The sequence below is a fragment of the Pedobacter sp. W3I1 genome (assembly GCF_030816015.1).
Classification (GTDB): domain Bacteria; phylum Bacteroidota; class Bacteroidia; order Sphingobacteriales; family Sphingobacteriaceae; genus Pedobacter.
Genome location: NZ_JAUSXN010000001.1, coordinates 342,825 through 355,857, shown reverse-complemented (window position 1 = coordinate 355,857; position 13,033 = coordinate 342,825). Strand labels below are relative to the sequence as shown.

The following is a 13,033-nucleotide window of genomic DNA, read 5'->3' as shown; positions in this document are numbered from 1 at the left end:
CCACCTAAACCCGATCAAAGCGGGATGCCGATTTTTTCTATCGGCAGAAGCGGGAGCGGGACCGGAGCTGGCCTAAGCACCACAAAACCTGCTTTCCAAAAAATAGACTTTTATAGAAAAGCGACTGCCGTATTTCATTTTGACGTTTACTGCATGATGTGTATAATTAATATACCCACTTATAGCAACCTCATGCTAAAAAGCAGACTGTATCATAATGATAATTTCTCGGTAGATTTTGTCATGTTGAACTTGTCGAAACACATACAAGTGTATTTAACTAAGTCCTTCGACAAGCTCAGGATGACAATTTATATTTATGATACATGCTCGACGGCACAATAATAAATGTATAAATCAAAAACGGCCAGGATTAAATCCCGGCCGCTTTGTGCTTTTCATAATTCGATATGTCTTTAATCTCTATTTCTTCCAAAAAGCATCGATGCATAGTACAATAAATTGGCTAATGCACCAACAGCTGCTACCACATAAGTCATGGCTGCCCACCAAAGTGCATCTTTAGCCTGCGCATTTTCTTCTTGTGTCTGCATTACACCATTATTGTTTTTTAGCCAGGCCAATGCTCGGTTACTGGCATCAAATTCGACTGGTAAAGTAATGATACTAAATATAGTTACCAGCGCTAAACCTACTACACCAATAGCCAAAACGATTGGATTACCGGTAAAGCCTATTAGCAATACACCAATTAATAATACCCATTGTAAAAGATTAGATGATATACTTACCACCGGAACCATGCTGCTTCTTAACTGTAACCAGTTATACGATTTAGCCTGTTGCACGGCATGTCCACATTCGTGGGCCGCTACTGCTGCTGCTGCTACGCTTCGGCTATAGTATACATCTGTACTTAAATTAACGGTTTTATCTGATGGATTGTAATGATCTGTTAGTTGTCCTTCGGTACTCATCACCTTCACGTCGTATATCCCATTATCATGTAGCATTCTTTCTGCTACCTCTTTGCCCGATAAACCTGAGCTAAGTTGCATTTCGGCATACTTAGAAAACTTATTTCTAAACCGCCATTGTACAAACATGCTCAGCAATAATACCGGGATGATTAATATTAAATAAACTCCCATTTTCTTCTGTATGTTTTTCGTTTAGCATATATCAAAAAGCGTTCCCATATTATTTGAAGGTTAAAAAATGGTACATTTATACTATGCCAACAGCGTTTTCATATTGGGAGAAGGAGTCATTTTTTACTTACGATATTATTATTATCGGCAGTGGAATTGTAGGCTTAAATACGGCTATCCAACTTAAAAAAACTGCTCCGACTTTAAAAATTGCCCTACTCGAAAGGGGCTTTTTGCCAGCAGGTGCCAGCACCAAAAATGCGGGTTTTGCATGCTTTGGTAGCATTTCTGAACTCATGGAGCAAGAAGAATGTGCTGGTTTAGATGACCTGGCAGTCCTTATAGAAAAACGCTGGAAGGGCCTGCTTAAACTACGCAGCTTATTGGGCGATAAAACCATTGATTACCAATGTTTAGGCGGCTATGAATTATTTAAAAATGATGCCTTTGTTTTGGCCGACACATGTGTATCCAAAATTGAACATTTTAACCGTCTTATTAACGATGTTGTTGGGGCAAATGCTTTTGGCCTTGCCAATAAGAAAATTAGTTCCTTTGGTTTTGAAGGCATCAGAACTTTAATCGAAAACCAATACGAAGCACAGATTGATAGCGGTAAAATGATGTTTGCTTTAATTCAATACGCACAAAAACTAGGCGTTAGCATATTTAATAATTGTACGGTAGATGGAATTCAACCAGAAATATCCGGTTCGCGGTTACTAACCAAAAATGGAAACTTTTTTTGTAAGCAACTGGCGATCACCACAAATGCATTTATAAAAGATTTATTGCCTGATATTGATATTAGTCCAGGCCGCGGCCAGGGTTTAATTACCAAACCCATTAAAGATTTAAAAATAGCTGGCACCTTCCATTACGATAAGGGTTTTTACTATTTCAGAAATATAAATAACAGAGTTTTATTAGGTGGCGGCAGAAATATCGATTTTAAAGCTGAAGAAACAACCGAATTCGGCCAAACTGAACCGGTTCAGCTGGCACTGGAAGATTTATTAAAAAAGGTAATTCTCCCTAAGGTTAATTATGAAATCGATTATCGCTGGAGCGGTATTATGGCCTTTGGAAAAACACTCGAACCACTTATCGAAGAAGTTAAGCCAAATATCTTTTGCGCTACCAGGTGCAATGGGATGGGTATCGCAATTGGTGCACAAACAGGAGAAGATGTGGCAGAGATGTTGTTGAAGCGTCTATAAATTTTAAACGCAGAGTTCACTGAGTTGGTTTTAATTTAAAAGATCCTTCTAACGGTTACGTCATCTCGACTGAAGCACAGCGGAACGGAGAGATCTGTAAAATAGATTTAGCTTCGCTGAGCCTTCGGGTTCTCGACTTCGTTGCACTCCGCTCGAAATGACGATTTGTGGAATAACGCCTCAGTTATTTAAACACAACCGTTTTATTCCCACTTACAAAAACGCGATCTTCAAAAATCAGCTCTAAGGCTTCTAACAACACTTTTTTCTCTATTTCTTTGCCGGCACGAACCATTTCTTTAACCCCAAAATTATGATCTACGTGATTGGTATGTTGCGTAATAATCGGTCCTTCATCCAGATTATCGGTAACAAAATGGGCAGTAGCGCCAATAATCTTTACACCGCGTTCAAAAGCTTGTCGATATGGGTTTGCTCCAATAAATGCGGGCAAAAAGGAATGGTGGATATTGATAATTTTACCTGCATAATCTTTTACGAAATCGGCAGATAGGATCCGCATAAATTTTAGCCAACACTAAATAGTCTACCTCAAACCGGTTTATAATAGCTTTTACTTCAGCCTCAAATTCATTTTTATTCTTATTGGTATGATCGACGTAAAAATAAGGAATACCCAATTTTTCGGTAAAATCTCTCAGGCTTTCGTAATTACCGATTACACATTGAACATTGGCCCCTAAAGTCTTAAATTGGTTTTTAATCAGTATTTCTGCTAAACAGTGGTACTCTTTTGTTACCAAAACAGCAATCTGTTTTTCCTGTTGGGTAATTAAGTTTACCTCGGCAGCATTTGGTAAGTTTTCTAAAAGTTTTTGCTTTAATTTTTCTGCATCCTCCAGGTTTCCGGTGCAGGCAATGCGGGTAAAAAAAGATTTATTGGCTTCATCTACAAATTCGCGCATGGCAATAATATTCAATTGGTGTGCAGCCAGCACGCGGGTAATATTTGTAACTAAACCAACCTGATCAGGGCAGGATATAAGGACTGTTAATGCATTCATTTATAAAATACTAATGTCCAATTATAGAAATTTTTTTCCGTTATTTTCCGTTCATATTAACTAAAAATTTTTGGTATATCTATTTTAAATCTTCATTTTTGCTAAAATTTTTATCATTATGGAGATCGCTGGTATTGCTTTACTAATCGTTATTTTAATTGTTTTGGTTCTTTTATTCTTAAAGAAACCACAGGCTGCTATTTCTATTATCTCGGTAGAGGATTTCGAAAGAACAAAAAGTGAAAATGAATCGTTAAAAATTAGTTTAGCCAGGGCTGACGAACGTGTTTCTAATTTATCTATAGAAAAAGAGAACATTACGGTTTTGCTTAAACAGGAGCAGCAACGCTTAATTGATGAATTACAGGCCGAACGCGATCGACTTGCAGATGCCAACCGAGAGTTAGAAAGTACCAGATCTTTCTACATCGCTGAAAAAGAAAAACTTGCCGAACAAAAAGTAAGTTTTGAGCAGTCGCAAGAAAAGCTAAATAAAGACTTCGAATTAATTGCCAATAAAATTCTGGAGGAAAAATCGAGCAAATTTATCGAGCAGAACCGGACTAATTTAGATATTATCTTAAATCCTTTGAAAGAAAATATTAAAGCTTTTGAAGATAAGGTAGAAAAAGTTTACAAGGCCGAATCGGATGAAAGAAATACCTTAAAAGGCGTAATTTCTTTATTAATGGATCAAAGTAAACAAATTCAGGAGGATGCCAATAATTTAACCAAAGCTTTAAAAGGCGATAGCAAAAAACAAGGAAATTGGGGAGAGGTGATTCTGGAAAAAGTTTTAGAACGCTCTGGTTTAGTGCGCGACCAGGAGTACCGCATTCAGGCCTCGCATGTCTCCGCCGAAGGCGGCCGCTACCAGCCCGACGTAGTTATTGACCTGCCAGACAACAAACATCTTGTTGTCGACGCTAAGGTGTCGCTGGTGGCTTACGAGCGTTCTGTATCGGCAGAGACAGATGAAGAGCGTGATGGCTTTATAAAAGCTCATTTAGCCTCAATTAAGAATCACATCCAGGAACTATCTTCAAAAAATTACCAGGATTTATATAAAATCAATTCTCCGGATTTTGTTTTGCTCTTTGTTCCGATCGAATCTTCTTTTAGTATTGCCGTCCAAAAAGATGCCGAACTCTTCAATTTTGCATGGGATAGAAGGGTAGTGATTGTGAGCCCATCAACGTTATTAGCCACCTTGCGTACCATTGCCAGCATGTGGAAACAAGAGCGCCAAAACCGGAATGTAATGGAAATTGCCCGTTTAAGCGGTAGTATGTACGATAAGTTTGTTGGCTTTATTTCGGATATGGAAAATATTGGTAAACACATTAAAAACGGACAGGATGCTTACGATAAAGCCATTAATAAATTATCTATCGGCGCCGGAAATTTAACCAATACTTCAGAAAAGATTAAAAAATTAGGTGCAAAAACTACTAAACAGATCGATACAAAATATTTAGATGCTAATGAGGAATCGGATTTATAGCTTTCAAAATTAAAAGCGAAGCCCACAGTTTCCTAAAAAAAATATTCTATAATAAAAAAGTCGTCATCTCGACTGAAACGCAGTGAAATGGAGAGATCTGCCTAGATACATTTAGCTTCGCTGAGCACTTCGTGGTTCTCGACTTCGTTGCTCTCCGCTCGAAATGACGACTTACCGTTTATTGATAAATATTATTTATTAAAAGCATTCCAACCCTGGGCTTTCAATTCGTGTACTTTTTCTGATTTAGAAACCATTTTACAACCCGAATTTTTATCGGTAACATGCCCAATCACCGTGATATCTACATCATGTTTCAGTTTTTTATAATCATCCTGACTAATGGTAAACAGCAACTCATAATCTTCGCCGCCACTTAAAGCACAAACTGTAGGATCTAAACCTAATTCACGGGCAGTTTCATAAGTCATTGGATCTAAAGGAATTTTCTCTTCATAAATGGTCATTCCTTTATCTGATTGCTCTGCCAAATGCAAAATTTCGGAAGCTAAACCATCCGAAACATCGATCATCGAAGTTGGTTTAATATTCATTTCATCTAAAAGTGCAATAATATCCATTCTTGCTTCTGGTTTCAATTGTCTTTCGATGATATAATCTTTACCTTCTAAATCTGGCTGGATCTGTGGATTTTCCAGATAGATTAATTTCTCTCTTTCTAAGATCTGTAAACCTAAATAAGCACCGCCCAAATCGCCAGAAACACATAATAAATCATGCTCTTGAGCGCCATTTCTGTACACTACTTTATCGGCATCGGCATAACCGATACTGGTAATACTAATCACCAGACCTTGCTTGCTCGAAGAGGTATCTCCACCAATTAAATCGATGTTATATTTGTTGCAGGCCAGTTCAATTCCTTTATAAATTTCTTCAACGGCTTCTAATGGAAATTTACTCGACAAACCCAGCGAAACCGTAATCTGACTTGCTTTTCCATTCATGGCATAAATATCACTCAAATTTACCTGAACAGCTTTGTATCCTAAGTGCATTAAAGGCACATAAGCCAAATCAAAATGGATTCCTTCCAGCAATAAATCGGTCGAAACTAAGGTCTGTTTTCCTTTAGCATCTAAAACAGCAGCATCATCGCCAACACCTTTTACCGAATAATCATTTTTAATTTTAAAATTAGTGGTCAGGTGTTTAATTAACCCAAATTCACCTAATTCATTGATATCTGTACGCTCTTTATTTTCAAACATAAATTATATTATAATTATCGTCATGCTGAAATTGTTTCAGCATCTCAATTTAAAAGACCCTGATCCCGATGTAAAATCGGGACAGTGTGACGGATTTTATCTATTTAATATTTTCCATCCAGTTTTTACCCTCTGTAAACCTGGCAATTAACATGGCTGCAACATTATCACCTGTAGCATTTAACAAAGTCGCCATCGGATCAACCAAAGTTCCAATAATCATAGCAGGTGGTAAAGCCTCAGGTGGTAATTGGTAAGCTGAAATCATCAATAACTCACCTATATAACCGCCATTCGGTATTCCTCCCTCTACTATACTCACTAAAACAGTAATACCTAAAGCCAAAATAATGGTATCAACATGCACTAAATCCTTACCGAAAATGGCAAAAACAACAGCAATTTTAACAATAGAACTGATGCTCGAACCATCTTTGTGCAGCGTTGAGCCTAAGGGAATCGTTACATTGGTGATGTATGCCGGCACACCCATTTTTGTTGTACCCTCTAAATTAGCTGGAATAGTAGCAATACTACTACAGGTTCCAATTGAAGTTAAAGACGGCACAATATTATTTTTCCAAAATACCTTTATCGCTTTAAATCCACCCGCAACAAAAGCATATAAGGTGAAAAAGACAATAAAATAAAATGCACCAACTCCATAGTATAAACCTAAAGCTTTAGCATAAGTACCAAAAAGCTGTGGACCGAAAACCCCAACCTGATAAGCAAAATAAGCTCCCAAACCAATTGGTCCAAGTTTCATAATCAAAATGATGAGTTTTTTCATCACTTCATTTCCTGAAACCAGGAAGTTTTTAAAACCATCACCTTCTTTACCAGAATATAGCGTAGAAAAACCAACTAATACCGAAAAAATGATCAGTGCCAGCATATTTTTTCTACTTCCTATTTCAAAAAATTCTCCTACGGTTAAAAGCTGTGTCATTTGTTCGCCAAACGACTGAATTTTTTCAGGTTCAGTGGGTAAAGGAGCATTTCCCAGTTGTTGATGAATTGGAAAAATCCATGTGGCTACCAGCGTTAAAACAGCAGAAATTAATATCGTAGAAAGAAAAACCAAAACCATAATGGTTAATAATCTTCCTAATTTCTTGGTCCGATCTATATTTGCAATTGCCGATGATACCGCAAAAAATACCAATGGAATAACGGCGGTAAACAACAGGTTTAAAAATATATCTCCTAATGGTTTTATACTTTCAACACTTTTCCCAAAAATTAAACCCACAATACTTCCAACAGTTATTCCTGCCAAAAGCCATAATAAGCCTGAGTAATTTTTAAGAATGTTGTTTTTTTCCATATACTTATTTTCCCGTCATTACGAGGCACGAAGTAATCCTACAACGATCGCAGGTAGCGTGCGCTTTAAGATTGCTTCGTCGTACCTCCTCGCAATGACGACTTTATTTATTATAACCCCAATTCCGCTGAAATATCCAACATACGTTGGATCGGTTTACGGGCAAGCTCAATAATATGCTCTGGTACAGTTACTTCTGGCAAACCATTTTTAATACATAAATATAGTTTTTCTAAAGTATTTCTTTTCATGTACGGGCAATCGTTACAAGCACAGCTGTTGTTCGGCGGTGCCGGAATAAATGTTTTTGTTGGATTTGCCTTTTCCATCTGGTGGATAATTCCACTTTCGGTAGCTACAATAAATTCTGTTGCCGGATTGGTAATCGTATATTTTAAAAGTCCGGTTGTTGAGCCAATATAATCAGCCATTTTCAAAACCACTTCTTCACATTCGGGGTGCGCTATAAATTTAGCGTTCGGATGGCGTTCTTTCAGTTTTGTAATTTTCTCCTGTGAAAAAATTTCATGAACCATACAGGCACCATTCCACAATACCAAATCCCTTCCGGTTTTTTTGGCTACATAAGCACCTAAATTGCGATCTGGACCGAATATTATTTTTTGGTCTTTAGGTAAACTCTCTACAATTTGAACCGCATTGGTACTGGTACAAACAATGTCACTTAAAGCTTTTAATTCGGCCGTGCAATTTACATAGGTGATGACCAGGTGATCTGGATATTTTTCTTTAAACTTTCTAAACAAATGCGGCGGACAACTATCTGCTAATGAGCAACCTGCTTTTACATCTGGTAATAAAACAGTTTTATCAGGCGATAAAATCTTTGCCGTTTCGGCCATAAAATGCACGCCTGCAAACACAATTACATCAGCATCTGTTTTTGCAGCTTCCTGAGATAAGCCTAAACTATCGCCAATATAATCTGCAATATCCTGAATGTCAGGTTCTTGATAATAGTGTGCAAGAATAATGGCATTCTTTTCCTTTTTTAATTTCTCAATCTCTGCAAAAAGATCGAGGGTAGGATCAATTTCTTCTTCTACGAAACCTTTTTTATTGATTTCTTCTAAGACATCTATGTTCATTTTAAAATTTTCCTTTTTTGAATTTTGACGTTGGCCAAAGATAAAGCTTTCAACGTCTCAATAATTAATAAGTATTTTTAAATAAATAAATCTTGTTTGTTTATTAGTGTGTTAGTATTGTTGGCAAGTTTCGAAAAAAAGTTCTTTTATATAAGTTGTTAATCGTTTACTAACATTTAGATTACATTTCTTTAATATCATGAGTTTGATTTTCAGCACTATCGAAAAGTCGCCCAAATTTTATCAATACCCGAATGTTAATTGTTTATAAGTAGGTAAAAAGTTAATTACTTGTACAAAGGTGCTCAAAAATTACTTAAAAGATTGTGGCAAATTGTCTTTTTAGAGTAGCTTTAAACATTCAAATTTATTTGTTAGTATAATTTAGACACAGAGTTAACATTTATCAGGTAGTTGTTAACATCGTGGATAAAGTAAATGTTTTTATTAATGAGGAAAGTAGATTTTCTGGTAATTGGTTCAGGTATAGCGGGTTTGAGTTTCGCACTTAAAGCAGCAAAGTTTGGTAAGGTTTTAATTGTTACTAAATCTAACGAAGACGAATCGAATACAAAATACGCTCAGGGCGGTGTTGCGGTGGTGGTAGATAAAGGTGATTCTTTTGAAAAACATATTGATGATACCTTAATTGCAGGCGATGGATTATGTGATGAAAAAATTGTGGAAATCGTTGTAAAAGAGGGGCCTCAGCGTATTCAGGAGATCATTGATTATGGTATTAACTTCGATAAAGATAACTCGGGTTTTTACGATTTAGCTAAGGAAGGTGGGCACTCTGAACACCGTGTTTTACACTATAAAGATATCACCGGATATGAGATTGAAAGGGTGTTACTGAATGAAATTCATGAGAATAACAACATAGAGATATTAACACATTACTTTGCACTCGAGTTAATTACCCAGCATCACCTGGGTGAATTTGTGGATAAACGTACCGAAGATATTAACTGTTATGGCATATATGCCTTTAACACAGAGCTTAACGATGTGGAAAAGATTGTGGCAAAGGTAACAGTAATGGCTTCGGGTGGTGCTGGACATGTGTATTCGGCTACCACAAATCCGGTTATTGCAACAGGCGATGGTATGGCAATGGTTTACCGCGCAAAGGGAAAAGTTAGGAATATGGAGTTTATCCAGTTCCATCCAACGGCTTTATACCACCCTGGCGAGTATCCATCATTCTTAATATCGGAAGCGGTCAGGGGTTTTGGTGGCGTTTTAAGGCGTAAGAATGGCGAAGAATTTATGCATGAGTATGATGAGCGTAAATCGTTAGCACCGCGTGATATTGTAGCCCGTGCGGTTGATAATGAAATGAAGAAATCGGGTGATGACTTTGTTTATCTGGACATTACGATGCGTAACAAAGCGGACATTCTGAAACATTTTCCTAATATATATGCCAAGTGTTTATCAATAGGGATAGATATGACGAAAGATTATATCCCGGTTACACCTGCATCTCATTATATGTGTGGTGGCATTCTGGTTGATGAATATGGTCGTTCTTCCATAAAAAATTTATATGCCTGTGGCGAATGTTCTTCAACAGGTTTGCACGGGGCTAATCGTTTGGCATCCAATTCTTTATTAGAAGCTACAGTTTTTGCACACCGTATTTATCAGGATGCTATAGAAAACTTTAAAAATAATATCATCCCCGAGAACATTCCTGAATGGGATTCGAAAGGGGTTACCCAAAGTAATGAAGAGGTGTTGGTAACGCATAACCTTAGGGAACTACAAAAAGTTATGGGTGATTATGTAGGTATTGTACGTTCAGATTTTCGTTTAGAGCGGGCATACCGTCGCTTGTTTTTAATTTATCAGGAAACAGAAGAATTTTATAAAAAAAATAAAGTCTCCGTTAAACTTTGCGAATTGCGTAATGTAATTCAAACCGCTTACCTGGTGATCAAATCTGCCATGCAACGTAAGGAGAGCAGGGGATTACATTACACTACCGATTACCCTGAACATGCAAAAGAGTTAGTAGATACTGTTTTTTAGCCATTGTCAGTCTGAGCCTGTCGAAGACCAGTAATATAGTGCTTCGACAAGTTCAGCATGACATCATAAAACTTACATTTAACATTACCCATCACATATTAGATTTAAAATGCCTTTAATACTACCCGTAAAAGATAAATACCCCCAAATTGGACAAGACAATTTTATTGCTGAAAATGCCACCATTGTTGGTGATGTAATAATAGGTGATAAATGTTCAGTATGGTTTAACGCTGTGATTAGAGGCGATGTAAATGCGATTACAATCGGAAATGAATCGAACATACAAGATGGTGCTGTAATTCATGCTACATACTTAAAAGCTTCTACACACATCGGTAATAGGGTATCTGTAGGGCATAATGCCATAGTACATGGCTGCACGGTTAAGGATAATGTTTTAATTGGTATGGGTGCAATTGTAATGGATCATGCGGTTATAGAAGAGTATTGTATTATTGCAGCAGGATCTGTGGTATTGGAGAATACCATTTGTGAAACTGGTTATTTATATGCAGGTACGCCTGCTAAAAAAATAAAGCCCATTACGGAAGAGCAAAGGGCTTTATTGAATAAATTGCCTGATAATTATATTATGTATTCGGGGTGGTTTATTAGTTAGGCTCGTCATTTCGACTGAAGCGTAGCGAAATTGAGAAATCTATAAGATATAATGAATAGATTTCTCCACTACGGTCGAAATGACGATCTCTATTAAGTAAATCTGTTTAATCACTTTTAGGTGGCGCAGGTATCACCAGTGGGTCTTCACGTTCCCAATTTGGTTTTAAATCCATCACGGCTTTTAAGTACCAGACTTTTTCGGGTTGATATCCTTCTTTAACATTTCCGGTATCCCATATTCCGTTTTTATTCTCGTCGTAAATTACCCTGAGCATATATTTGCCGGCCGGATATTTAGAAAAAGTAACTTTCGAGTTTTTGCTGACCGGAAAAGATTTGATGATATCCTTTTTTTCATTTAGAAACTGCACAACATATCTTTTAGTGCTATCTGGAACGGTTACATTTAGTACCAGGGTAGTATAAGCATCCTGGCTTTCGAGTGAGAAACGTTTGGTTATATCTTTATTTTTAGCATTAAATATAGCTGTAAATGCACCAGCTGCTAATTTTAAATCATAAGTTCTTTTATTTTTCCAGGGATATTTAATGTAATATTTAAGAAAATCTACACTGTCTTTCACTACCTCAAAAGTTGTCCGTTTTACAGAATCTTCTAAGAGGATAATTTTAGCGGGATCTGCAGCAGTCATCGGAAAAGGAAAGGTAAGGGTTAACTGCTGGAAAGGGTTTAACTTGCCACCCGATAAATTATCAGTAATGGTAACATCGCGTGTGTAAGTGTCTTTTTTACCTCTGGTAAAATTTAAGGTTTGTAAAACCTTACCCTGATCTTGTATAGCAATCTTAACCGAATCAAAACTTAAATCCTTTAACCATATTTTGGCCGTATCATTATTTTTAGAAAAATGGACAAATTTACCTACGTCTACAGCTGGAGGATCTGTAATGGTTATTTTAGGGCTTTTAAGCTGTTGGTTAAAGATGAGTGATATACTGCCGTCATTGTTTAGTTTTCGGTCTAATACGCGGAATTCGGGTGCCAATTCTTTAAATACCTGCAGATTTATATTTTCTATATTTTTATCTATTACAATAGGTTCTTTTATAAATCCAACTTCATCCGAAATCTGCTGGTATATTTTATCGCCTCCTCCGCCACTTTCTTTAACTGCATATACTTTATATGTACCTTTTCTTAGATTATTCAATTTGTAGGTTCCTGCACTGTCAGTAGTGCTATATATTGATGGACGTTTTTTTCCAAAAATGCTATCTCTTGCTAAAGGCAATATAAAAACAGTAACTTCTTTTTCAGGTTCGTCCGTTAGCGAATTAATTACTTTTCCACTTAATGATAGCGAATCTATTTCCGGGCCAGTAGAAAAAACGTAAGATAAATTTTTAACTACATTTCCTTCATTAACATCGGCAACAGATTTTCCGAAGTTTAAAGTATAAGTCGTATTTTTTTCTAAAGAATCCTTGAGATTTATTTCTAATCTCTTTTGTCTCTTTTTTAACTCAGGAAGTTTTTCCTGATCTGGTGAAATAGAAAATTCTTTAAACTCATCTTTAAGATTAAAGTATTCATCAAACTCGATCACAATTTTTTTAGCATTAAAATTCCTCGTTTGATTTTTTGGAGTCATGCTTAAAACTTTTGGCGGCTTCGTATCTTTTGGCCCACCTTGTGGTGTTTGGATACTTGCACAACCAAAAAATAGGAGCAAGGTTGTAACAACCGCTAAATTATTAAGGTTAAAATACTGAGCTTTTAAATTTGGCATATTTTAAACGTTCTTACGAATTTTTATACTTTTTGGAACCGCAACATTAAAAAATATTTTTTTTAGTTTATATCGCTTTATTTTAAGTC

Annotated in this window: 11 protein-coding genes; 4 read left to right on the top strand and 7 right to left on the bottom strand. The window is 36.5% G+C overall.

Features of this window, described 5'->3' with window-relative positions:
- Window positions 1–416: 416 nt before the first annotated feature.
- Window positions 417–1,112, bottom strand: coding sequence for a zinc metallopeptidase (locus QF042_RS01515; RefSeq protein ID WP_307524640.1), 696 nt, complete (start codon window positions 1,110–1,112; stop codon window positions 417–419).
- Between the two features lie 83 nt (window positions 1,113–1,195).
- Here QF042_RS01515 and QF042_RS01510 point away from each other — a divergent pair, with 83 nt between their 5' ends.
- On the top strand, window positions 1,196–2,332 hold the full coding sequence (locus tag QF042_RS01510; protein WP_307524638.1) for an FAD-binding oxidoreductase: 1,137 nt from the start codon (window positions 1,196–1,198) through the stop codon (window positions 2,330–2,332).
- A 184-nt stretch (window positions 2,333–2,516) separates the two neighbouring features.
- Here QF042_RS01510 and QF042_RS01505 read toward each other — a convergent pair whose 3' ends face one another.
- Complete coding sequence (locus QF042_RS01505; RefSeq protein WP_307524636.1) at window positions 2,517–2,855, bottom strand: formyltransferase family protein; 339 nt, start codon at window positions 2,853–2,855, stop codon at window positions 2,517–2,519.
- Window positions 2,812–3,357: an ACT domain-containing protein gene (locus QF042_RS01500; RefSeq protein WP_307524634.1), complete on the bottom strand. Its 546-nt coding sequence runs from the start codon at window positions 3,355–3,357 to the stop codon at window positions 2,812–2,814. Before QF042_RS01500 ends, QF042_RS01505 begins: the two co-directional genes overlap by 44 nt.
- 118 nt (window positions 3,358–3,475) lie before the next feature.
- Between QF042_RS01500 and QF042_RS01495 the strand changes: the two genes are divergently transcribed.
- The gene (locus QF042_RS01495) at window positions 3,476–4,861 is read left to right on the top strand and encodes a DNA recombination protein RmuC (protein ID WP_307524632.1); all 1,386 of its coding nucleotides are present in this window, start codon (window positions 3,476–3,478) and stop codon (window positions 4,859–4,861) included.
- Window positions 4,862–5,052: 191 nt separating this feature from the next.
- On the opposite strand, the gene thiL is transcribed toward QF042_RS01495, so the two are convergent.
- The 3 genes from thiL to nadA form a co-directional block, all read right to left on the bottom strand.
- Window positions 5,053–6,093 (bottom strand): thiamine-phosphate kinase, encoded by a 1,041-nt coding sequence (thiL, locus tag QF042_RS01490; RefSeq protein WP_307524629.1) that lies wholly within the window; start codon window positions 6,091–6,093, stop codon window positions 5,053–5,055.
- Window positions 6,094–6,193: 100 nt separating this feature from the next.
- Entirely contained in the window at window positions 6,194–7,423 is a 1,230-nt protein-coding gene (locus QF042_RS01485; protein ID WP_307524627.1) for a dicarboxylate/amino acid:cation symporter, read from the bottom strand.
- Window positions 7,424–7,533: 110 nt separating this feature from the next.
- Window positions 7,534–8,532, bottom strand: a complete 999-nt coding sequence (gene nadA, locus QF042_RS01480; protein WP_307524626.1) for a quinolinate synthase NadA — start codon at window positions 8,530–8,532, stop codon at window positions 7,534–7,536.
- A gap of 450 nt (window positions 8,533–8,982) precedes the next feature.
- On the opposite strand from nadA, the gene nadB reads away from it, so the two are divergent.
- Complete coding sequence (gene nadB, locus QF042_RS01475) at window positions 8,983–10,569, top strand: L-aspartate oxidase (RefSeq protein ID WP_307524624.1); 1,587 nt, start codon at window positions 8,983–8,985, stop codon at window positions 10,567–10,569.
- 109 nt (window positions 10,570–10,678) lie between these two features.
- Window positions 10,679–11,191, top strand: coding sequence for a gamma carbonic anhydrase family protein (locus tag QF042_RS01470; RefSeq protein ID WP_307524622.1), 513 nt, complete (start codon window positions 10,679–10,681; stop codon window positions 11,189–11,191).
- 106 nt (window positions 11,192–11,297) lie between these two features.
- Here the strand turns inward: QF042_RS01470 and QF042_RS01465 are convergent, their stop codons facing one another.
- Complete coding sequence (locus QF042_RS01465; protein ID WP_307524621.1) at window positions 11,298–12,944, bottom strand: Ig-like domain-containing protein; 1,647 nt, start codon at window positions 12,942–12,944, stop codon at window positions 11,298–11,300.
- Between the last annotated feature and the right edge of the window lie 89 nt (window positions 12,945–13,033).